Annotated in this window: 20 protein-coding genes; 11 read left to right on the top strand and 9 right to left on the bottom strand. The window is 69.9% G+C overall.

Going from position 1 to position 20,892, the window contains the following annotated elements:
* The first annotated feature begins 159 nt into the window (after positions 1-159).
* The 9 genes from QF035_RS47515 to QF035_RS47475 all read left to right on the top strand — a co-directional run bounded on the left by QF035_RS47515 (position 160) and on the right by QF035_RS47475 (position 10,849).
* Positions 160-927 (top strand): class I SAM-dependent methyltransferase, encoded by a 768-nt coding sequence (locus tag QF035_RS47515; protein WP_307528422.1) that lies wholly within the window; start codon positions 160-162, stop codon positions 925-927.
* Positions 928-1,008: 81 nt separating this feature from the next.
* Positions 1,009-2,154: a FecCD family ABC transporter permease gene (locus tag QF035_RS47510; protein WP_307528420.1), complete on the top strand. Its 1,146-nt coding sequence runs from the start codon at positions 1,009-1,011 to the stop codon at positions 2,152-2,154.
* Positions 2,155-2,970, top strand: coding sequence for an ABC transporter ATP-binding protein (locus tag QF035_RS47505; protein WP_307528418.1), 816 nt, complete (start codon positions 2,155-2,157; stop codon positions 2,968-2,970).
* Positions 2,967-3,974 carry an ABC transporter substrate-binding protein gene (locus tag QF035_RS47500; RefSeq protein WP_307528417.1) on the top strand — a complete coding sequence of 336 codons (1,008 nt, stop codon included), beginning with the start codon at positions 2,967-2,969 and terminating at the stop codon, positions 3,972-3,974. Before QF035_RS47505 ends, QF035_RS47500 begins: the two co-directional genes overlap by 4 nt.
* 71 nt (positions 3,975-4,045) lie before the next feature.
* A complete protein-coding gene (locus QF035_RS47495; protein WP_307531906.1) occupies positions 4,046-5,149 on the top strand; it encodes a pyridoxal-phosphate dependent enzyme in 1,104 nt (367 codons plus the stop codon).
* The gene (locus tag QF035_RS47490; RefSeq protein ID WP_307528415.1) at positions 5,146-6,423 is read left to right on the top strand and encodes an ATP-grasp domain-containing protein; all 1,278 of its coding nucleotides are present in this window, start codon (positions 5,146-5,148) and stop codon (positions 6,421-6,423) included. Before QF035_RS47495 ends, QF035_RS47490 begins: the two co-directional genes overlap by 4 nt.
* Complete coding sequence (locus QF035_RS47485; RefSeq protein WP_373466838.1) at positions 6,420-7,691, top strand: MFS transporter; 1,272 nt, start codon at positions 6,420-6,422, stop codon at positions 7,689-7,691. The genes QF035_RS47490 and QF035_RS47485 overlap by 4 nt, the downstream gene beginning before the upstream one ends.
* Before the next feature lie 211 nt (positions 7,692-7,902).
* A complete protein-coding gene (locus QF035_RS47480) occupies positions 7,903-8,514 on the top strand; it encodes a cinnamyl alcohol dehydrogenase (RefSeq protein ID WP_307528413.1) in 612 nt (203 codons plus the stop codon).
* Positions 8,515-8,542: 28 nt separating this feature from the next.
* Positions 8,543-10,849 carry a glycosyl hydrolase family 95 catalytic domain-containing protein gene (locus QF035_RS47475; protein ID WP_307528412.1) on the top strand — a complete coding sequence of 769 codons (2,307 nt, stop codon included), beginning with the start codon at positions 8,543-8,545 and terminating at the stop codon, positions 10,847-10,849.
* Between the two features lie 104 nt (positions 10,850-10,953).
* Here the strand turns inward: QF035_RS47475 and QF035_RS47470 are convergent, their stop codons facing one another.
* The 3 genes from QF035_RS47470 to QF035_RS47460 all read right to left on the bottom strand — a co-directional run bounded on the left by QF035_RS47470 (position 10,954) and on the right by QF035_RS47460 (position 13,863).
* Positions 10,954-12,639: a thiamine pyrophosphate-binding protein gene (locus QF035_RS47470; RefSeq protein WP_307528411.1), complete on the bottom strand. Its 1,686-nt coding sequence runs from the start codon at positions 12,637-12,639 to the stop codon at positions 10,954-10,956.
* Positions 12,636-13,421, bottom strand: a complete 786-nt coding sequence (locus QF035_RS47465; RefSeq protein WP_307528410.1) for a cyclase family protein — start codon at positions 13,419-13,421, stop codon at positions 12,636-12,638. The genes QF035_RS47470 and QF035_RS47465 overlap by 4 nt, the downstream gene beginning before the upstream one ends.
* A gap of 70 nt (positions 13,422-13,491) precedes the next feature.
* Positions 13,492-13,863: a hypothetical protein gene (locus QF035_RS47460; RefSeq protein ID WP_307528408.1), complete on the bottom strand. Its 372-nt coding sequence runs from the start codon at positions 13,861-13,863 to the stop codon at positions 13,492-13,494.
* Here QF035_RS47460 and QF035_RS47455 point away from each other — a divergent pair.
* Together QF035_RS47455 and QF035_RS47450 are read left to right on the top strand one after the other, a co-directional pair.
* On the top strand, positions 13,862-14,176 hold the full coding sequence (locus QF035_RS47455) for a hypothetical protein (protein WP_307528406.1): 315 nt from the start codon (positions 13,862-13,864) through the stop codon (positions 14,174-14,176). The genes QF035_RS47460 and QF035_RS47455 overlap by 2 nt on opposite strands.
* A gap of 149 nt (positions 14,177-14,325) precedes the next feature.
* A complete protein-coding gene (locus QF035_RS47450) occupies positions 14,326-14,712 on the top strand; it encodes a hypothetical protein (protein WP_307528405.1) in 387 nt (128 codons plus the stop codon).
* A 52-nt stretch (positions 14,713-14,764) separates the two neighbouring features.
* Here the strand turns inward: QF035_RS47450 and QF035_RS47445 are convergent, their stop codons facing one another.
* The 6 genes from QF035_RS47445 to QF035_RS47420 form a co-directional block, all read right to left on the bottom strand.
* Positions 14,765-15,226, bottom strand: coding sequence for a DUF3662 domain-containing protein (locus QF035_RS47445; protein WP_373466836.1), 462 nt, complete (start codon positions 15,224-15,226; stop codon positions 14,765-14,767).
* A gap of 169 nt (positions 15,227-15,395) precedes the next feature.
* The gene (locus QF035_RS47440) at positions 15,396-16,559 is read right to left on the bottom strand and encodes an MFS transporter (RefSeq protein ID WP_307528403.1); all 1,164 of its coding nucleotides are present in this window, start codon (positions 16,557-16,559) and stop codon (positions 15,396-15,398) included.
* On the bottom strand, positions 16,537-17,142 hold the full coding sequence (locus QF035_RS47435; RefSeq protein ID WP_307528402.1) for a GNAT family N-acetyltransferase: 606 nt from the start codon (positions 17,140-17,142) through the stop codon (positions 16,537-16,539). The genes QF035_RS47440 and QF035_RS47435 overlap by 23 nt, the downstream gene beginning before the upstream one ends.
* Positions 17,139-18,425, bottom strand: a complete 1,287-nt coding sequence (locus QF035_RS47430; RefSeq protein WP_373466835.1) for a type III PLP-dependent enzyme — start codon at positions 18,423-18,425, stop codon at positions 17,139-17,141. Before QF035_RS47430 ends, QF035_RS47435 begins: the two co-directional genes overlap by 4 nt.
* Positions 18,359-19,678, bottom strand: a complete 1,320-nt coding sequence (locus tag QF035_RS47425) for a DUF6271 family protein (RefSeq protein WP_307528401.1) — start codon at positions 19,676-19,678, stop codon at positions 18,359-18,361. The genes QF035_RS47430 and QF035_RS47425 overlap by 67 nt, the downstream gene beginning before the upstream one ends.
* On the bottom strand, positions 19,660-20,727 hold the full coding sequence (locus QF035_RS47420; RefSeq protein ID WP_307528400.1) for a phytanoyl-CoA dioxygenase family protein: 1,068 nt from the start codon (positions 20,725-20,727) through the stop codon (positions 19,660-19,662). Before QF035_RS47420 ends, QF035_RS47425 begins: the two co-directional genes overlap by 19 nt.
* Positions 20,728-20,892 lie beyond the last annotated feature (165 nt).

The following is a 20,892-nucleotide window of genomic DNA, read 5'->3' as shown; positions in this document are numbered from 1 at the left end:
CACAGTCGTGTCCCCCTTCTCCGAGTTGGTCTCCGGCTCGTCGGGAACTCCAGGGCATCCCCGTCCGACCACTGCAACAACAAGCCCCGCACCGACGAGGCCGTTGCGCTGTGGTGTGGTGTGCGGCTCGTCCGGCCCCTGGATCGAGGTTGCAGCTGTATGCACTGGTACGAGGACGACGGATTCTGGTCGGACTTCTCCGAGACCATGTTCTCCGGGCGCAGGCGTACGGAGACGGAGTCCGTCGTCGCCAAGTCGCCGCTGCTGGAGTTCCCGCCCGGGAGCCGGGTACTGGACCTGTGCTGCGGGCCAGGTGTGTATCTGGTGCCTCTGACCCGTCGTGGATACGCGGTGACAGGGGTGGATCTCAGTCCGGTCATGCTGGAGCGGGCCGGTGCCGTGTGCGAGGAGGCCGGGGCCGAAGTCCGGCTGGTACGGGCGGACATGCTGACGCATGTCGAGCCCCGGTCGTACGACGTGGTGCTCAACGTCTTCACCTCGTTCGGCTACTTCGACGCCCCGGACGACAACGAGCGGGTGCTGCGCAACGCGTACGACTCGCTCGTGCCGGGTGGCCAGTTGCTCGTCGACGTGATGGGCAAGGAGGTCCTCGCGGGCTGGATCGGCCGACCCCAGGTCGTCGAGCTCGACGGCGGCGCGTACGTGGTGCAGCGCGACACCGTGCTGGACCACTGGACGCGGCTGCGCACCGACTGGACGCTCGTGCGCGACGGGATCGCACGGGAGGCGTCGATCACCTCCTTCCTCTACAGCGCGGCCGAGTTGCGCGCGATGTTCGAGGCGGCCGGCTTCACCGACGTGTGCTGTTACGGCGACTTCGGCGGCGGTCCGTACGACAACCACGCGAAGCGGCTGATCGTGCGCGGGACCCGGCCTGAACTCTCCGCCGATACGCGGGAACTCTGAGGCGGTCGCGGCCGACTACTGGTGAGCGGGCGGCGTTTGGGGCTGCCCGCGCCCGAACTGCCGTACGGACAAAGGGACTTCATGGCCGAAGCCGTATCCGGGACACCCTCCGCCGAGCCCGGAACCACCGCACCCTCGCGGGACGAGACGCCTCACGAGGAGCCGCGTCAGGAGCCGGACGGTCGCGGTGCGGGTCGCGGCAGACTGCTGACCGCGCTGGTGGTGCTCTCCGTGACGCTGGTGGTCTCCGTCCTGGCCGGTATCGCCCTGGGGCCGACCGTCGTGCCGCCGGCCGATGTCGTGCACTTCCTGTGGGCTGCCCTCACCGGCGGCGGCATCGGGGCCGACGAGGTCACCGGGTACTCCATCGTCTGGCATGTGCGCACCCCGCGGGTGCTGCTCGCCTCGGTCGTGGGAGCCGGGCTGGCCGTCGTCGGAGTCGCCATCCAGGCGCTGGTGCGCAACGCCCTCGCGGACCCGTTCGTGCTGGGCATCTCGTCCGGCGCGTCCGTCGGGGCGACCGCCGTGGTGGTGTTCGGGGTCTTCGCGAGCCTCGGGGTCCACGCGCTGTCGGCCGCGGCCTTCCTCGGCGCGCTCGGCGCCACGCTGCTGGTGCATCTGGCCGCGCTCGGCCCGCTGGGGCTGACACCACTGCGGCTGGTGCTGACCGGAGTGGCGCTGGCGTACGGCTTCCAGGCGCTGATGAGCGTCCTGGTCTTCCTCTCGCCGAACGGCCAGGCCGCACGGACGGTGCTGTTCTGGCTGCTGGGCAGTCTCGGGGCGGCGTCCTGGGAGTCGTTGCCGCTGGTGACGGCGGCGGTCCTGGTGGCGATCGTGGTGCTGCTGCGGCAGAGCCGGTCGCTGGACGTGCTGGCGCTGGGCGACGAGACCGCGGCCAGCCTGGGCGTGGACGCGGACGCGCTGCGGCGCGGGCTGTTCCTGCTCACCGCTGCCGTCACCGGGCTGATCGTCGCGGTCAGCGGCGCGATCGCCTTCGTCGGTCTCGTCCTGCCCCACGTGGTGCGGATCCTCGTCGGCTCCACGCACCGCAGGGTGCTCGCGGTCACGCCGCTCGCCGGGGCCTGCTTCATGGTCTGGGTCGACCTGGTGGCCCGTACCGCCTTCGCGCCCGAGGAACTGCCGCTCGGGGTGATCACCGCGCTGATCGGGGTGCCGGTGTTCATCACGCTGATGCGCCGCCGCGGCTATCTGTTCGGAGGCCGGTAGATGGTCCTCTCCCTGCGTGACCTGTCGGTCGAGGCGGCCGGGCGTGCCCTGGTGGACCGGCTGAACATCGACGTGCAGGCCGGCCGGATCGTCGGACTCGTCGGTCCGAACGGCAGCGGCAAGTCGACCGCCCTGCGCTGTGTCTACCGGGCGTTGAGGCCGACGTCCGGGGCCGTCCTGCTCGACGGCACCGACCTGACGTCACTGAAACCGCGGGACAGCGCCCGGTCGATCGCCGCACTGACCCAGGAGAGCCAGACCGAACTCGACTTCACCGTCGAGGAGGTGGTGGCCCTGGGCCGCGCTCCGCACGCACGGGGCAATCACCCTCTCACCGCCCGCGAGCGCGCCCTGTGCCGGCAGTCGATGGAACGGCTGGACGTCACCCACCTCGCGGACCGCAGTGTGCTCACTCTCTCCGGCGGGGAACGCCAACGCGTGCTCGTCGCACGCGCTCTGGTCCAGGAACCGCGTGTCCTGGTCCTGGACGAGCCCACCAACCACCTCGACGTACGGCACCAGGTGGAGCTGCTGTCCTTCCTGCGCGGCTCCGGACTGACCGTGCTCACGGCCCTGCACGACCTCAACCTGGCGGCCGCCGCCTGCGACCGGATCGCCGTACTGAGCTCCGGCTCCCTGGTCGCCACCGGCAGCCCCGCGGAAGTCCTGACCCCCGAGCTGGTCCGCAAGGTGTTCGGCGTCGACGTCACGGTCGTCCACCATCCGCGCACCGGGGCACCCCACCTGATCTACGACCTGACCGCCACGGCACCTTCCGCACTCCCCGACGCCCCACCAGAAGGACGGCACTCATGATGCGACCACCGCTGCCCCGGACCCTGGCCGCCGTACTGCTCGCGGCCGGGCTCCTGACCACCGGCTGCGGCGCCGAGGTCGAGTCCGCGGCGAAGAACAAGAAGGACGACACCGTCACCGTCTCCAACTGCGGCGAGGACGTCACGTACACCCGCCCGAAGCGCGCGGTGGCCTACGACGTCAGCGGCGCCGAGAAGATGTTCTCCCTCGGGCTGGCCGACCGGATGCGCGGCTACGTCATGAACAAGCTCGGCGACCCTGCCATCAAGGGTTCGCCCTGGCGCGAGGACTACACCGGGGTCGAGCGGCTGGGCACCGAGCGGATCACCCGGGAGATCGTCGTCGACGCCAAGGCCGACTGGGTGCTGGCGGGCTGGAACTCCGGCTTCAGTGAGGAACGGGGCATCACACCGGCCCTGTTGGAGAAGGTCGGCGTCGACAGTTATCTGCACACCGAGACCTGCTGGGACTACGGCGACAAGAGCGTCGACGTGACACCGCTGGACGCGCTCTACACCGACCTGGAGAACCTGGGCCGGATCTTCGACGTCGAGAAGCGGGCCGCCGAGCTCGTCACCGACCTCAAGGACCGCGCCGCCGCGCTGAAGAAGACCTGGCCCGAGAAGGGCGACCCGGCCAAGGTCTTCGTCTACGACTCGGGCACCGACCAGCCGTTCACCGCCGGCCGCCATGCCGCACCGAACGACATCATCACCGCCGCCGGAGCGACCAACGTCTTCGACGGGCTCGACAAGGGCTGGACGACGGTCGGTTGGGAACCGGTGATCGAGGCGAAACCCGAAGTGATCGTGATCGTCGACTACGCCGACCAGCCCGCCAAGGACAAGATCGCCTACCTCAAGTCGCTCAAGAGCCTGAAGTCGGTACCGGCGGTGAAGGACAACCGCTTCTTCGTGATGTCGTACGGCGACGCCGTCAGCGGTCCCCGCAACGTCAAGGGCGCCGAGGACCTGGGCCGTTACCTGCGCTCGGTCGGGCGGTGACGGTGACTCCGACGCGTACCGCACCCGCACCGTCACCTGCTCCCCCGGTCCACGAGCACATCACCGACGCGATGAAGGCCCCCGACCTGCTGCGGCTGTCCGACAACGTGGTGCTCGCCCGCTTCGAGACCCTGAAGGTCTACGCCGCACTGGGCGCGGTCCGTACGCTGCTGGAGCGCGGGACCGTCCAGCCGGGCCAGACCCTGGTCGACAGTTCCAGCGGCATCTACGCGCTGGCCCTGGCGATGGCGTGTCACCGGTACGGGCTGAACTGTCACATCGTCGCCTCCACCACCGTCGACGCCGCGATGCGCGCCCAGTTGGAGATCCTCGGGGCGACCGTGGACCAGATGCCGCCCTCACAGAATCTGAGACTCGACCAGGAACGGCGGGTGCGCCGGGTGCGGCAGTTGCTGGCCGAGCGGCCCGGTCTGCACTGGATGCGGCAGTACCACGACGCCGTCCACTACACGGGCTACCGCGAGTTCGCCGACCTGGTCGACCGTGCGCTTCCCGACACCCCGCTGACCGTCGTGGGCGCCGTGGGCACGGGGTCGTCCACCGGCGGTCTGGTGGATCCGCTGCGCGAACGCGGCCGGGGCGTACGGCTGTTGGGGGTGCAGCCCTTCGGGAGCGTCACCTTCGGCAGCGAGGGGTTCAGCGACCCCGAGGCGATCATCGCGGGCATCGGCAGCTCGATCCAGTTCGACAACGTCCGCCACGACCTCTACGACACGCTCCACTGGCTCGACTTCCGCCACGCCATGGCCGGTGCCGTCGGCCTGCTGCGGGAACACGCCGTGTTCGCCGGCCTGTCCACCGGCGCCGCCCACCTCGTCGCCGGCTGGGAGGCCGCGCGGCACCCCGAGCGGGTGCATGTGGTGATCGGCGCCGACACGGGACACCGCTACACCGAGCGCGTCTTCGCCCGCCACCAGGAGGCCCTCGACCCGAGCGTCCTCAAGCCCCACCAGATCACGGGGCTCGCCGATCTCGCCCCGCCCTGGTCGGTGATGGCATGGGAACGGCGGCGCTACGACGTACGCCGGACCGCCGTGCCCGCACAGGTGCCGGCACCTCTCGCCGCGCCGACCGCCACACCGACCGACGTATCGACCGACGTTTCGGCTGACATATCGGCCGCCTCAACGAACAAGGAGGACCGGGCATCGTGACCATCGCCGCCCTGGAAGCACTCACCTTCGGACTGGGCCGCCTGGCGGAAGCGGCCGGCGGCGCCGGGCACCGGCTGTGCCTGCTCACCGGGGACCGGGCCGTCTACCGCCACGAACTCGCCCACCTCACGCCCGAAGCGCTCGCGGTGCTCGACCTCGTCGACGTCGACACGTTCGACGAGTCCGCCTGCGCGGCCGCGCTGGCCGCAGTGCCCGACCTTCGGGGGCTCGTCAACTCGACCGACACCTGGAGCGTTCCGGGCGCCGATCTGGCCGCCAGACTCGGCCTCCCCGGGCCGGACCCGGCCGCGGTCCGGCTGCTGCGCGACAAGAGCCGGGTGCGTACTCTCCTGCACGAGCGCGGTCTGAGCCGTGGCCGCGCCTTGACCGTCCCCATCGATCCCGCCGATCCCGCCGATCCCACCCGTGCCTCCGTGGCCTTCGCGGCCGCCGAGATCCTCCGCGAGATCGGCCTGCCCGCGGTCCTGAAGGACTCGGCGGGCACCTCCTCCCGCAACGTCTGGCCGGTACGCGACGAAGAGCAGCTGCACGCCGCCCTCGCCGAGGCAGCCCAACGCGCCTTCGCCGGGCGGCTGTTCGCGGAGCCCTTCTTCTCCGGCCCCGTCTACAGCGCGGAAACCCTGAGTTGGGAGGGCGAGACAAGGCTGCTGGGCGTCCTCAGCCGCCAGATGTCCCCCGAGCCGTCCGTCCGGGAGGAGGCCGCGGCGTTCCCCGTGGCCTTCCCGGATCCCGAACTCGGCCTGCTCCAGGACTGGGTGGGGCGAGTGCTGGTGACCGCCGGCCATGACTCCGGCTTCGCGCACGTGGAGTTCGTCCTCACCGCCGAGGGACCGGAACTGGTGGAGATCAACCGCCGTATCGGCGGTGCGCTCGTCGGCGAGGCGCTGTGCCGGGCCCTGGGCACCAATGTCTACGAGGCCGTGGTCGACACGGCTCTCGGCCGCCGCCCCGCACTGCTGGACAGCCCGGTCGATTCCGCCTCCGGTCCCGCCACCGGCTTCGTGCTCGTCCACCCGGACCGGCGCGGCACGCTCACCGGCTGGACCGGCCTCGACACCCTGTCCGCCTTCCCCGGCTCGCCCGAGTGGTATCCGACGGCCGTCCCGGGCCGGCGTGTGGAACACCTGGCTGACCAGCGAGGCTGCACGGGGATCGTGCTGGCCGAGGCCGCGACGGCCGAACTGGCCCTGCACCGGGCGCTCAGCGCGGCCGGGAGCGTACGAGCGGTCGTCGCGGCCGACGGGGAGGGGTGACACCGCCGACCGAGCCGCCCGGCCGACTGCGGTCCCGCCCGGCACGGCTCACCGGGCTGAAAGGCCTCAAAGGGCTGACCGGCCTCAGCGGTCCGCAGTACTTCCTGCTGGCCGGATCGTTCCTCATCCCGCTGGGCAGCTTCGCGGTACTGCCCTTCATGTCGGTACTGCTGCACCAGCAGTTGGGGATGGGCCTCGGCGCCGTCGGCGTGGTGCTCGCCATCGCCTCGTTCGTACAGTTCGCCGGCGGTGTCGTGGGCGCGGTGGTCGCCGAGCGCATCGGGCTGCAACGCACCATGCTGCTCGCCCTGGTGATCCGTACGGCGGGCTTCGCCGGATTCGTGCCGGGGCTCGCCCATCCCGCCGCGGCCGTCACCGCGCTGTTCCTCGTCTCCTGCGGCGCCGCGCTCTATCTGCCGGCCAACAAGGCGTATTTGGTGCACCGCGTCGCGGACGAGCAGCGCCCGCTGCTGCTGTCCGCGAGCGGCTCCGCCCTCAACGCCGGTATCGCACTGGGTCCGCTCGCCGCCGCCCCCTTCGTACTCAGCGCCTCCACAGGGCTCTTCACCTCGGTCGCCGTACTGTTCGCGGCCATCACCGTGGGCCATGCACTGCTGCCCGTCGAAGCCCCGGACCACCACCCGGAAAAGGAAGGCATCGACCCCCAACACCCGCCCCGCCACCAACAGAAGCCATTCGCCGGACTGCCGGTCCTGCCCTTCGCGGTCACCGTCCTGAGCGTGTACGTCTTCATGTTCTTCCAGCACTACCTCGCGGTGTACGCCGTGCCCCGGACCTCGACGGAGTTCTACGGTCTGGTCCTCGCCCTCTACGCCGTGCTCCTGGTGGTGGCCCAGCCACTCCTGTCGGGCCGGATAGCCCGCATGCCGTACGCCCGTGCCCTGCGACTCGGCTTCGCCGCGATGGCCGTCGGCATGGCCACGCTCGCTTTCGGCCATCCCGCCGCCCTGCTGGCCGGAGCCCTGCTCATCTGCCTCGGCGAGATCGTCCTCTTCCTCAAGAACGACCTCGAAGCCCTGGCCCGGTCTCCCCGCGCCCCCGCCGTCGTCTTCGGCCACCAGCGGCTGGCCGCCGGAATCGGTGCGTTCGCCAGCGGCATCGCGGGAGGCGAGGGCTACGGACTGGCCGAGCGCTCGGGCTACCCCGGTCTCTTCTGGGCCGCAGTCGCGGTTCAGTGCGCGCTGCTGCCCCCGCTGCTGATCCACACACTGCGCCGCCTCAGCCCCGGTCCCAAGACCGACAACTGAACCCCTTCACATCGGATCTATCTTCGACCCATCACCATCATTGACGCCTCAGGCGGCCAGTTCTACCCTTCGACAGGCAATAGATCCGATGAATCGCTCGTATCGCGCGTGTATCCGCTTCGAGGATTGGATTGGCATGCCCCCATCAAACCCATCGAGACGTACCGTTCTCGCCGCCGGAGGCTTACTCGCCGGAGGGGCCGCCTGGGCGATGACTCCGTCGACGTCCTCCGCCGCCGCCTCCTCCGCGTCGCCCACGGACGGCTGGAACAAGACCGCCTTCACGTACGGCATGCAGAAGCCGTGGAACCTGGACCTGGGCGACCGGTACAGCAACAGCGGCGGCGTCCACCGCATGTGGGTCTACGACAGCGACGAGCCCATGTCGCAGGGCAGTTCCACCGACCCGCGCACCGAGATGCGCTGGAGGCAGGAGTACACGTCCGGACAGCACATGTGGGACGCCGACGTGTACCTTCCGTCCGGCACGAACGGCGCGACCTTCGTGCAGATCCTCCGTGTGATCCACCCGTCGGGCACGCCCGCGACGGACTTCATGCTCAACGCCTACAGCGCGAGCGGCGGCACGGTGAGGGCGTACGACAGCACGGTCCTCAGGACGAACGCCTACAACACGTGGTTCAACGTCAAGCTCGAACACAACGCCTCCAGTCGCAGCGTCAAGGTCTACTTCGACGACGAACTGGTCCTGACGACCCAGGACCGGGGGCCCGCCACCCGCCACTTCAAGAACGGTGTCTACCACCACGGCAGCGGCCGGGCCGAGGCACGCTTCCGCAACCTCACGTACTGGACTCGGTGAGCCGTGTCGCATCTTGGAGGCACCCGCAATGACCTCTAGAAGAGTTGTGCTCGGTTCGGTGCTGGGCGGCACGGCTGCCGCCGCGCTGCCAGGAGTCGCCGAGGCGGCGCCCGCCCAAGTCCCGGACGCAATGGGCGCGGACCTCACAGCCTGGTCCACCGGCGGCCGTTGGAAGCTCCGCAACCGCATGGGCTCGGACGGCGCGTGGACCGACTTCCTGCGCAAGCAGGACCTGGTGTGGCACAGGATGCCCACGCTGTGGCACGAGGGGCCGTTCCTCGGTGACGGCCGGCTGGGCAGCATGGTCTACAAGGAGCCGGGTGCGAACAGCGTCCGATTCACCGTCCAGCACGGCGAAGTGCAGGACCACCGGCCCGAGTTCGGCAGCGGCTGGGGCACCTGCCGACTGCCCGTCGGGCATCTGACCCTCGATCCGGTCGGCACCATCGGCACGGTCGACTGGCGCCTGAGCCTGTGGAACGCCGAACTCACCGGCACCATCACCACCGACAAGGGCACCCTGACGCTCTCCGCCCTCATCCACGACGGAATCCTCGCCGCACGCGTCACGGCCGACGGCGACGAGGAGGTGCGCTGGACGTTCCACCCCGAGGAGGCCGTCAGCCCCCGGAAGATCAGCGAGGCACCGCCGACGGGTTACGTCGCCAACCCGCCCTGGACCACCCGCACCACCGGTGACGTCGAGCAGGTGCTCCAGCCGCTCGTCGGCGGCGGCCAGACCGCGACCGCCTACCGCCGCACCGGCGACACCCTGCTGCTCAACGTGGCCCACAGCCACCCCTCGGACACCCGGGCCGGGGAGGCCTCGCTCAGGAAGATCCAGCGTGCGGCTGCTTACGGAGCGCTCCGCAGTCAGCACACCCGCTGGTGGCACGCGTTCTACCGCCGGAGCTTCGTCTCGATCCCCGACGAACGGCTGCAGAGCTTCCACTGGATCCAGCTCTACAAGATCGCGTCGGCCAGCCGCGAGGGCGGCCCCCCGATGGCCACCTGTGGGCCCTGGCTCGAACCCACCCCCTGGCCCGCCGTGTGGTGGAACCTCAACATCCAGCTGGAGTACTGGCTCATCCACGGCTCCAACCACCTGGAACTCGACTCGCTCGCAAGCACGCTGAGGCAGAACCAGGAACAGCTGATCGCGAACGTGCCCGCCGCGTACCGGGCGGACAGTGCCGGAGTGGGCCGCAGTTCCGACATGTTCGCCAACCGCGGTGTCCCCGTGCCTGGCAGCGGGGGCGAGGCGGGCAATCTGACCTGGGCCCTGCACAACGTATGGCTGAGCTACCGCCACAGCATGGACGAGGATCTGCTGCGCGACACGGTGTACCCGCTGCTGCGCCGCGCGATCAACTACTACCTGCACTTCCTCCAGCCGGGCGACGACGGCAAGCTGCATCTGCCGTCGACGCTGTCCCCGGAGTATCCGGTGGTCCCGCCGAAGGACACCAACTACGATCTGGCGCTGATCCGTTGGGGCTGCGGCACGCTGCTGGAGGCGTCCGAGCGCCTGGGTGTCGACGACCCGCTCGTGCCGCGCTGGCAGGAGGTGCTGGCCAGGCTGACGCCGTATCCGGTGGACGGCAACGGCTTCATGATCGGCGCGGACACGCCGTACGCGCAGTCACACCGCCACTACTCGCATCTGCTGATGGTCTATCCGCTGTATCTCGTGAACTGGGAACAGCCGGAGCAGCGCGAGCTGATCGAGAAGTCGGTCGTCCACTGGCACGCGCTGACCGGCTCCCACCGCGGCTACAGCTATACGGGCGCCGCGTCGCTGTACGCCATGATGGGCCGCGGCGACACGGCTCTCTCGTACCTGAAGAAGTTCTTCGACACCACAACCCGCTACCCGTGCCGGGCCAACACCCACTACACCGAGGCCGGGCCGGTCATCGAGACACCACTGTCGGCGTCGCAGTCCCTGCACGACATGCTCTGCCAGAGCTGGGACGGCGTCGTACGGATCTTTCCCGCCGTGCCCGACTCCTGGGCCGATGTCACCCTGCACGACTTCCGCACCCAGGGAGCCTTCCTGGTCAGCGCGGTCCGCAGCGGCGGCGTCACCCGCTTCGTACGCGTACGAAGTCTGGCGGGCGAACCGCTGCGCCTCCGGCACGGTCTGACCGGCGGGCGGGTGACCGCGGTCCTGGACGACGGCACCCCGGCCCGTACCCACACTGCGGACGACGGCGTCCTCGCCGTCGAACTGCCCAAGGGACGCGAGGTGTTGTTGTACGCGGGCAGGCGACCCGACCTCGTCATCGCCCCGGTCACCCCGAGCGAGCCGGGACAGCCCTGGGGACTGCCGTAGGCGGTTCGGCGTGGCCGGGCGGCCCGCGAGGAGCAACGCCGCTGCCCGGTCACGCCGATACCCATATGTGTCGGCTGCACCCCCGGCCGACAACCGGCCGTCGTTCAGTGTCCGCGGAACGCCTCCTCCAGCCACCAGGCGCCTCGGTCCGCGACCACCTTGGCGTCGATGAGCAGGGGCGCGGAGCGTGGCCCGGCGAGCCAGTCCTCGACGGCCTTCAGATCCACCCGCGTACGTACGGTGACCGCGTCGAAGCCGTAGCCCCGCGCCACGGCGGCGATGTCCGTCGGCGGGAACTCGACGGTGTCCAGCGGATGCCCGTCCGGCCCGAAGTGGTGGACCTCCGCCCCGTAGGCGTCGTCGTTGTAGACGACGACCACCATGGGCAGTCCGAGCCTGCGTACGGTGTCGAGTTCCGCGGCGCCCATCATCGCGCCGCCGTCCCCGAGCGCGGCCACGGGGAGCCGGTCCGACCGTGCCAGTGCCGCGCCGATCGCGGTCGCAAGGCCCAGGCCGATCGACTGGAACGCCTGGGTGAAGCACAGGCCGTTCTCGTCCGGCACCGACAGGTACATGCTCGGGTAGCCCATGAAGTTGCCGGAGTCCACGCCGATCACCCGCTCCGCGGGGAGGATGTCGTCGAGCGCGATGCTCAGTGTGCGCGGGTCGATGCGCTCGCGGGTGCTCGTGTCCTCGTACGGCACATCCCGCCAGCGCACGCGTGCGGCGATGGCCGCGCCGATGTCGGCGGTCCGAAAGCCCTGCCGGGACTGTTGGTCTCTCTGAGCCTGTGGACCTTGCTGGGCCTGCCGGTTCGCGTCGTCCGTCTCCAGCGCGCGCCGGGCCGTGAGTTCCACGTCGCCGGTGACTCCGAGGTGCACCTCCCGGTGCACGCCGAGGGCCGACGCGTCGTCGTCGACCTGTACGACCGTGGTGTCCGGGCCGATCAGCCGGCCGTGCCGCATGGTCCACATGTTCAGCGCACAACCCCAGCCGACGATCAGGTCGGCCTCCTGGATCAGTTCGGCCGCCAGGGGCGAAGCGAAGCCTCCGGACACGTCGAGTGACCACGAATCGCCGTGGAACAGGCCGCGGGCCACGGCCGACGTCGCCAGCAGCGCGCCATGGCGTTCGGCGAGCGCCGCCAAAGCGTCCCGGGCACCGGGCGAACGCGCTCCCCGGCCGGCCACGAAGACCGGTCGCCGGGACTTCTCCAGCACCCGCGCCAGCGCCTCCACTTCGGCGAACTCCGGCTCCACAGGCGCCCGTTCGGGCGGCGCGACGGCGAGGGTCGACACGTCGTCGGGTACGTCGAGGGCCTGTACGCCCAACGGGAGGTTGAGCAGAACGGTCCGCCGCTCGCACGCGGCTCGGCGAACAGCGTCGAGGGCCTGTGTGACCGCGTCCTCCGCCGACGTGACCCGCGCCGAGACCGCGCCCACCGATCGAGCCAACGCCTCCTGGTCGACGTAGAAGTTGGACCGCGGCTCGGTCACCTCGGCCGCCAGCACGAGCAGCGGCGTACGGCTCTTGGCCGCCTCGGCGATACCGGTCATGGCGTTCGTCAGGCCGGGTCCCTGATGAACGCTGAGCGCGGCCACCGTCCCGCTCATCCGGGCGTACGCGTCGGCCATGGTCGCCGCGCCGCCCTCATGACGTGCGGCCACGAACCGCGAGCCCGCCGCGACCATGGCATTGGTGAGATGGAAGTTGCCCGAGCCGACCACGCCGAAGACCTGACCGACCCCGGCCGCGTACAGCGCCCGTCCGACGGCCTCGGCGACCTTCACGAACGTTCCACCAGGGCGAGCACCCGCGCGGGAGACCCGGATCCCGTGACGATCGGCAGCGGTCCCGCGACGACGACGGAGCCGGTCACGGGCAGCGCCGCCAGGTTCTGCAACTGGGTCAGCCCGTACTTGTCGCTGCCCATGAGGTACGAGTGACATGGGAAGGCCGGGTCGAACGAGTGCGCCCCACCGGCGTCGGTGCCCACCGTCTCGACCCCGAGGCCGATGACCGGCGACTCCTGTGCCACCCAACGGGCGCATTCCGACGACAGGCCGGGGGTGTGCGGGCCGTTCTCGTCCGCGTTCAGGAACGGCTCCTGCGCATGCGAGCGCGTGTCCCAGCCGGTGCGCACCAACAGCCAGCCGCCGTCGGGCAGCGGCCCGTGCTTCGCCTCCCATGCCTTCACATGGTCGACCTCCACGAGGAAGTCCGGGTTCTCCTCCGCCTCCGCGGTGAAGTCCAGCACTGCGGCGGGTGCGACCAGCCGGTTCACCGGTACGGACGCCACGTCGGCCAGGTCCTTCCCGGTCACCCAGTGGTTCGGGGCGTCGAAGTGGGTGCCGGTGTGCTCCCCGCTGCGGAAGTTGTTCCAGTACCAGGCCGGTCCCCGGTCGTCGTACCTGCTGATCTCGTCCAGCTCGAACACCGCCGTCTGGCCGAACTCGGGCGGCAACTGGAGTACCGGCGTCGACGACGACAACGGCGCTGTCAGGTCGACGACTTCGATCGCCCCGCTCCGCAGCGCGGACACCAGCGAGGCGAGGACGGACGGCTCGGGCATGAAGACCTCCATGAGGCAGCGCGGAACTGACAGCATGGCACCGGACATGACGATTGCGGTTCCGTGGTACTCACAGTCCGGTTGAGTCGGGCGACGGTGACGGGCGGGGCACGATGTTCGGAGGGCGTACGGCCGCGATGGCGGCGTCGGTGATCGCGGTCGGGGTACTGGGACTGACCGGCTGCACGTCCGGGTCGGGCGGCGATTCGGCGGAGTCGCCGGATGCGGCGGGAACGGCAGGCACGGCGAGTACTGCGGTCAGTACCGCGCCTCCTTCCTCCGCCTCGCCGCCGGACTCACCCACGCCCTCCCCGTCCGATTCGGCTTCGGCTTCGGCTTCGGCTTCGGCTTCGGCTTCGGCTTCGGCTTCGGCTTCGGCTTCGGCTTCGAGGAGCCCGTCTCCGGTGCCCGTCACCGGGCCCAAACAGAAACTGGTGACCATGACGGTCACCGGTGGCTTCGCGGGGGTCAACCAGAAGGTGGTTCTCCGGGGCGACGGCACGGTCCTCGCCGAGGACAAGGGCGACCCCGTCGTGCGCCGGACGAGCAAGGACCAGTTCACGGAGCTGCGCACGCTGCTCGGCGATCCGGCCCTCGCCGATGTCCCCGAGTTCACGATCGACACGGGGGCGGCCGACATGTTCCAGTACGCGCTGCAGTTCAACGGACGCACGGTCATGACGGACCGCTCCGCGGAGCAGCCCGCGCTCGACCGCCTCATCGACGCGCTCAGCGAATGGCTGCCGGGGCACTGACCTCGCAGGCCGAGCGAGGCAGGGGGCTCACAAGCGAGGCAGGCGTTGGGCGCAGGGGCACGTAACTCGTGATCATGCCCCTCGTTGGTCCGGCCGGACATCGAACACGACGCCCGTCGGGCCCGGAAGACTGCTTGAGGTCGCTTCACATGCGCAGCATCACCAAGAAGATCACTGCGGGAATCGGAACCCTTGCCGCGGCACTCGGCTGTGTCGTCGTCGCGGGGCCGCCCGCGGCGGCGGACGGCAAGTGGTGCAACAACTCCGTCTGCATCAAGACGTACGACACGGGCACCTACCTGGGCCGAGTCGAGGTGTCGGTCACCAACACCAACCAGCCGCACCCCATCAGCGCCCGCGTCTGGACCACCAGCGGCTGGGCCGCCAACACCAAGGTGGAGGACGTCTCCGCGTTCAGGACCTACCGGGACCAGGCCTACCCCCAGCGCCACTTCCCCGCGGGCACCCGGCTCTGCGCGGAGGGCTTCCGCGGCGGCGCGAGCGTCGGCCTGCCCTGCGTCACCCTCACGAACTGACGGGCGGACACCCCGGCCGAACGCCTCGGGCCGGACGCTCCCGGACCGGGGGTCAGTGGTGGAACGATTCGGCCCGTACGTGGCGCATCACGCTGCTCGTCACCCGGTACCGGCCGTTCGGCACGGAGGGCGACCGGGTGACATGCACCGCGAGAGGTCCGGCCCATGCGTAGCCCCGGCTCTCGCCGTGCCGGAGCAGGCTGTCGGTGAGCACCTGGTCGACGCGACCGCCGTTCCGCTCCAGTTCCCGATGAACGGACTCGGGCAGTTCGACGCCGTAGGCGTTGGGGACGACGACCAGGCTCTCGCTGCACACGACGGCGTGGTCGTCGCACTCCCTGCGCAGAGCGGCGACCAGTTCCACCGGTTCCTTGTGGCGGAACTGTGCGAGCAGCGACGCTCCGAAGCGCTCCATCGCCCGTTCCAGACCGGTGAGTCTGCTCGCGGTCTCGGGCTGCTCGGGCACCGGGGCGCTGTTCTCGGTCCTGTGACGTTTCTCTTCGGGGACGGTCACGGCGGGCGGGACTCCTGGGTCGTGTGAGTTCGTGTCGTTGTGCTCCATTCGTCTCCAGGTTCCCCGTAAGCGGAGAACGACTCGTCCCCGGCACATGCCGGGGCAGGTCTCGCAGGCGGCACTGCCTACGGGACCTGTCCATGACTGAATCGACGACCGGCGTATTGGGTCAGCTGCTGACCGGTGTCCAGCGGATCCGGGTGCTGCACAGGGACACCACGACCGCCGCGGCCGCGACCACCCCCAGCCCCCACACCAGGCTGCTGGCATTCGCCACGAAACCGATGAACGGCGGGCCGGCCAGCAGGCCCGCCGTGCCCGTGGCGGCGACAAGAGCCAGCGCGTCCGAGCCCTGTTTGGCGGCGGCCACGTAGACACAGGGCGTCACGGCCGCGCATCCCAGTCCGACGCAGGCGAACCCGATGAGGGCGGGGACCACTCCCCCGCTCACCAGGGCGAAGGCCAGCCCGGCGGCGGCCAGCGCGCTGCCGAGGAGAACAACACGTCCGTCACCCCAGCGGCTGCGCCAGCCGTCGGCGAAGAGTCGGGCCAGCACCATCATCCCCGACACCACGGCGATGCCCATGGGCGCGAGTTCCGCCGACGCCTTGGCGACGTCCTTCATGTAGAGGGCGGACCAGTCCGTCATGGCACCCTCGGTCAGGGTGCCGAACACCATGGCGCAGCACATCCACAGCGTCATACGGGACGGAAGGTTCCAACTGCCGCGGATCTTCTGCTCCTTCTCCTCGGCGGGCGCGTCCTCGGCGAGAAGCCCGGGGCGCGCGGCGGCGGTCAGCAGGACGAGGATCACGGCCGCCACTCCGAAGTGCGCCGCCACCGACGACGTCGCCGCGTTCATGCCGGAGGCGAGGAGCGCCGCGAGCAACGAGCCACCGCTGAAGGTCGCGTGCAGTCTGGCCATGGTGTTGCGTTCGTGCCGCGACTCAAGGGCCGCGCCCTGCGCGTTCATGGCGACGTTCAGGCATCCCACGAAGATGCCGTCCGCGCACATGACCAGCAGGGCGACCGGATAGTTCGGCGCGGCGGCCAGCGCCAGGAGCAGGAGGGTCAGGCAGAGGGCCGACAGGAGCGCGAGCCGCGCCGAACCCAGCCGCTTCATGAGCACCGGGACCACGGGGAACGACGCCACCGCGCCGATCCCGGCCGCCATCAGCAGCACACCCACCTCGGCCGCGGTCAGGCCGAGGTCCGCCTTGATGGCCGGGATCCGCGCGGCCCAGGTGGCGTACTGGAAGCCGAGGGAGCAGAACAGCGCGGCGATCGCCAACTGGCTGCGAAGGAAGGGGTCATGGACACGGGACACGCGCATCAGCTCGCTTCGTCGGGACGGAGGGGCCGCGCGGCACCACGCCGGTCGGCTCAGGCTGTGCACCCAGGTCGGTCGGCACCGCCTTGGACATGTAGACGGCGTTCGCGCCGTAGCCGCCGGGCGAGATCCCCGGGTGTGCGGTGTAGCCGCGGGCCGACCAGAACGTGTCGCTGCGGCCGACGGCGATCAGCGAGATCCGTTCGTACCCGCGCGACCGGGCCGTCAGGGTGAAGTGGTGAAGAAGGCGCTGCCCCAGTCCCCTGCCGCGAAGGCCCTCCGCGACAACGATGTCGTGCAAGTGGATATTGCGGGAGGCGGATGCAGGAAGCGGCGGGACCACCGCCTCCTCGGCCCGTTCCAGGTCCGGGTAACTGAGGGCCGGATAGGGCAACGCCAGGAGGTAGCCGGCCGGTCCGGACCCGACGTCCAGGACGAAGCACGTACCCGGCGAGATCTCCGCCCGCGACCGAAGTGCCGCGCGGCCCTCCGACAGGCCGAGTCCGGCGTACGCACGGGACTCGATCGCCACGATGCCGTCCCAGTCGGCCTCGGTGATGTGGCGTATGTGTACGACGTCGGTCACGGCCGGCCCGCCCTCGTCGAGGTGTACGGGAGCGGATCGAAACCGTTGAAGCCCTGGGTCATGTAACTGATCGCGTAGGCACCGCTGGACATCACCCAGACCGGATCCCCCGACGCCAGGTCCTTGGGTACGTGGACGAGACCGCCGTGTTCATGGAGGTAGGCGTCGTCGCTGTCGCAGGTGGGACCCGCCACGACGGCGGGAACGTACTCGGCGTCGTGGTGCGTGGGAAACACGAGCCGGTACTGCAGGGCGTCCATCTCGTAGAGGCCGTTGAACTTGCCGCAGCTCAGATAGAGCCAGTGCTGCCGCTCGCCGTCCGGTCCCCGCCGCTCTGCGAGCCGGGCCACATGGGCCCGGATGGCTCCCTGGTCGGCGACCAGATGGCGTCCGGGCTCCATGACGAACTGGAGGTGGTCGCCGTGAACGCCCCTCAGGTACCGCATCCCCTCGCGGATCACGGCGAAGATCTTGTCCATCGGCGGATCCAGGGGCATGCCGAACCTGTCGAGGTATCCGAGGGCCGGGAGACCGCCGCCGAGGTTGACATGGTCCAGGGACATCCCGCGCCGGCCCAGGGCGGTCAGGACGTCCGCCAGGGACTCGACGGCGCTGTGCCAAGCGTCCGCCGTCATCTGCTGGGACCCGACGTGCACGGACAGACCCGACGGTGTCAGTCCCTGTGCCCGTGCCGCCTCAAGCACCTGTACGGCGTCGGCGGGTGAGCAGCCGAACTTGTTGCTGAGGCCCCACAGCGCCCCTTCACCGCTGGTCGTCAGCCTGCAGAACACCCGGGCACCCGGGGCATGGACGGCGATGGCCGCCACGTCCTCCAGGCTGTCGGTCGCGAAGTCCCTGACGCCGAGACGATGGGCGTCGGCGATGTCCCGGTCTGACTTGACGGTGTTGCCGTAGTGCATCCGGTCGAGCGGCACCCCCGCCCGCAGCGCCTGCTCCAGTTCACGCGGGCTGGCCCCGTCCACTCCGGCGCCCTTCGCCGCCAGACACGCGAGCACTTCGTCCACCGGACAGGCCTTCATCGCGAACCGCACCTGGACTCCGGGCAGTTCGCGCCGCAGCGTCTCGTAGCGGTCCTCGATGCCGGTCAGGTCGAAGACGATCCGGTCCCCGTCGGCGGCCGCCAGCGCGGCGAGCAGGGCCTCGGACTCATGTGTTGCCGGCTCAGGTGTTGCTGACTTGCGCGTCGTGGCCGCCCTCACCCCGGCCGCCCCGGTGAGGTGTGTACGGGGGTGTGCCGGGCCGCGTGCACCAGCGGCCCCCATGCCTCGGTCAGGAGGGCGAAGTCCTCCATGTCGCTGCGGGCCTCGTCGAGGAGCTGTTCGCGGCGCGTGGCCAGGTGGTCGGCGAACTTGGCGTACGCGCCGCCCAGTTTCCGGTACGCCGTGTCGAGGGCGTCCAACCGCTGGACGTTCTCCATGCGGTCGAGCCGCGTGCTCTCGGTCACCAGCCGAGCGACGACGGACGCACGCACCTGTCCCCGCTCGTCGGTCAACTCCGGGCCGGCCTCGGCCATCCCGTCGTAGACGACGTTGAAGTAGAGCATCGACAGCAGGAACTTGACGTAGCGCATCTGGTACGCCGTGAAGCCCGCGTCCGTTCTGCGTTCGCCGGTGTAGAAGTTCACGATGTTCCGGTTGTGCAGCACCCCGGGCAGCGCGGCGTCGTGGACCAGGTGGATCAGGAAGTAGTCGCTGCCGATGGTGTCGGTGGCCGGTGGCAGCGGCACGTGTTCGTGCACCCCGTGGAAGCTGATGTTGCACATGTCCACGCGCATGGGGTCGACCAGGGCGAGCGTCGAGTGGTCCCGGGCGAACGGGTCCGTGCCCGCGCCGCGGAAGGACTCGTCGACGAGTTCCCTCTTCTGCTCGGCCGACCAGTGGCCGGGTGCCCAGAGGCTGACCAGGTCGTAGTAGACGTCCGGGTCGATCCGGAGGATCGAGCCGATGTCCACGGACAGTTCGCCCACGAAGGAGCTGCCCACCATCGCGACCCGCTTGTCCGCGTGCTGTGTGGCCAGGGCGTTCTCGGTGACGTCGTGCGCGGCGTCGGCCGCGCGTCGGCCGAGCGAGGTGAGTTCGTGATGGATGGGGAAGACGGTCTCGCCGTTCACGACCTGGTACCGGCTGTCGGAGTCCCTGCGGTGCACGGACTCGCAGCCGAGCGCGGCACCGATGAGGAACGCCCGGTTGGTGCAGGCACCGTAGGAGAGGCCCGCGGGGAGCATCATTTCCAGCAGGAGGTCGGGCTTCGTGGCCCCGGCCCGGCCGATCGCCCGCTGGAGGAAGTCCCGCTGCCGCGCCTCGTCGAGGTGGTGTACGACGATCCGCGGGCCGACGGGGAGGCGGCGCACGGTCTCGGCGTGTTCCGCGTGGGCGGGTGCGTCGCAGGAGTCCAGGATCAGCAGGTGCACCTCGGTGTCGAAGTGCTCGGCCGCGTAGGCCGCTTCCTCACCGATGGCCTCGATCGTCGCGGAACAGGGCCTGTTGGTGGGAAGGGTCAGACATATTCTGCGCATGCCGCTTCTCCGACCGGCTCGTCCAGTTCCGGACCGTTCCAGGACGCGAGTCCCAGCAACTTGGCGCCCAGGTCGCTGAGTTCGGCCCTGCCGTACCTCAGGGACTCGTGTCGCGTGGCGTCGCCGAGCAGGGTCGCGTTCCAGTCCGGTGTGCTGAGGGTGCGCCATGACTCGACCCGTGAGTCCCTGAGGGTCCGGTGGGTCTCCAGCGCAGGCATCATCGACAGGTACTGCACCGCCCGCACGCCGTTGCGGGTGGAGGTGTTGGGGGCCACTCCGTGTGCCAGGAGGCCGTTGAAGATCAGCAGGTCGCCGGCTTCGAGTTCCGGTCGTACGACGGGGAATTCGGCCTTGTCGATCCTGGGCCGGATCGGGTCACGGTCGTCCGGCTGAAGTGCCTTCCACCGGTCCAGTTGCCGGAACAGCTCGGGGCAGCACTGGAAGCCGCCGAGTTCCGGACTGGTGTCGTTGAGCGCGATGATCCCCTGGACCCGCTGCGGCGGTATGCCGAGCGTGGTGTCGACGTCCCAGTGCAGCTCGATGTCGAAGCCCTCGTCCGTACGCGGGATGAGGGCCCGGTCGCGGTTCTTGATGTTGGGCGGGTTCAGGTTGAGCCGGTCGAGGGTCACCCACAGTTCTTCGCAGTCCCATACGTCGACGAAGGCGTCGTAGACGCGCTGCGCCTGGCGGCTGTCCCAGAGGAGTTGGTGCTGGTAGGCCTCGACGAACCCGTAGATGTGCAGGTCACGGTCCAGGTCCGAGCGGTACTCGCGATCCTCGTACCAGGTGTCCGGACGCTCGGGGTCGAGTCCTTGGAAGTCCCAGCTGAAGTCCAGCAGGCTTCGGGCAGCGGAGGCGGGGATGGCCTGCTTCACCACGACGTAGCCGTAGGTCTGCCATAAGGCCAGGTCTTCCTCGGACAGCACCCTGAGCGGGACTGTCTTCTTGAGGTCGCGCAGCGGGGTCTGCGCCAGATAGGTCTCGCCGTCCGAACTGAAGTAGGGGACGCGAGACGCGGCTCGATGGAGATAGTCGTCAGGCATGGGCATGCAGTGCTCCGGACCTCGGGATTCCCCGCCGACGGAGAGGTCGACGGGGACGGAAACGCGGTCACCGGTGGCTCGCGGCACGTGAATCGCGTGGATCCGGACGGGCGGCGGTCTGCGCAGCCCGCTTCCGGACGCGCACCGGCGCTGTACGACGACGCCGAAAGC

This window comes from Streptomyces umbrinus (assembly GCF_030817415.1).
Lineage (GTDB): Bacteria > Actinomycetota > Actinomycetes > Streptomycetales > Streptomycetaceae > Streptomyces > Streptomyces umbrinus_A.
This window is presented reverse-complemented; position numbering and strand designations above follow the sequence as displayed.

What these genes read in the sequence shown, in the direction of transcription:
- QF035_RS47465 (WP_307528410.1), bottom strand. Translation starts at nt 13,421, where the DNA reads ATGCCCGAGCCGTCCGTCCTCGCCTCGCTGGTGTCCGCGCTGCGGAGC.
- QF035_RS47440 (WP_307528403.1), bottom strand. Translation starts at nt 16,559, where the DNA reads ATGCGCGTGTCCCGTGTCCATGACCCCTTCCTTCGCAGCCAGTTGGCG.
- QF035_RS47495 (WP_307531906.1), top strand. Translation starts at nt 4,046, where the DNA reads ATGAAGGCCCCCGACCTGCTGCGGCTGTCCGACAACGTGGTGCTCGCC.
- QF035_RS47460 (WP_307528408.1), bottom strand. Translation starts at nt 13,863, where the DNA reads ATGGTCACCAGTTTCTGTTTGGGCCCGGTGACGGGCACCGGAGACGGG.
- QF035_RS47515 (WP_307528422.1), top strand. Translation starts at nt 160, where the DNA reads ATGCACTGGTACGAGGACGACGGATTCTGGTCGGACTTCTCCGAGACC.
- QF035_RS47475 (WP_307528412.1), top strand. Translation starts at nt 8,543, where the DNA reads ATGACCTCTAGAAGAGTTGTGCTCGGTTCGGTGCTGGGCGGCACGGCT.
- QF035_RS47450 (WP_307528405.1), top strand. Translation starts at nt 14,326, where the DNA reads ATGCGCAGCATCACCAAGAAGATCACTGCGGGAATCGGAACCCTTGCC.
- QF035_RS47455 (WP_307528406.1), top strand. Translation starts at nt 13,862, where the DNA reads ATGACGGTCACCGGTGGCTTCGCGGGGGTCAACCAGAAGGTGGTTCTC.
- QF035_RS47505 (WP_307528418.1), top strand. Translation starts at nt 2,155, where the DNA reads ATGGTCCTCTCCCTGCGTGACCTGTCGGTCGAGGCGGCCGGGCGTGCC.
- QF035_RS47480 (WP_307528413.1), top strand. Translation starts at nt 7,903, where the DNA reads ATGACTCCGTCGACGTCCTCCGCCGCCGCCTCCTCCGCGTCGCCCACG.
- QF035_RS47510 (WP_307528420.1), top strand. Translation starts at nt 1,009, where the DNA reads ATGGCCGAAGCCGTATCCGGGACACCCTCCGCCGAGCCCGGAACCACC.
- QF035_RS47500 (WP_307528417.1), top strand. Translation starts at nt 2,967, where the DNA reads ATGATGCGACCACCGCTGCCCCGGACCCTGGCCGCCGTACTGCTCGCG.
- QF035_RS47425 (WP_307528401.1), bottom strand. Translation starts at nt 19,678, where the DNA reads ATGCGCAGAATATGTCTGACCCTTCCCACCAACAGGCCCTGTTCCGCG.
- QF035_RS47430 (WP_373466835.1), bottom strand. Translation starts at nt 18,425, where the DNA reads ATGGGGGCCGCTGGTGCACGCGGCCCGGCACACCCCCGTACACACCTC.
- QF035_RS47420 (WP_307528400.1), bottom strand. Translation starts at nt 20,727, where the DNA reads ATGCCCATGCCTGACGACTATCTCCATCGAGCCGCGTCTCGCGTCCCC.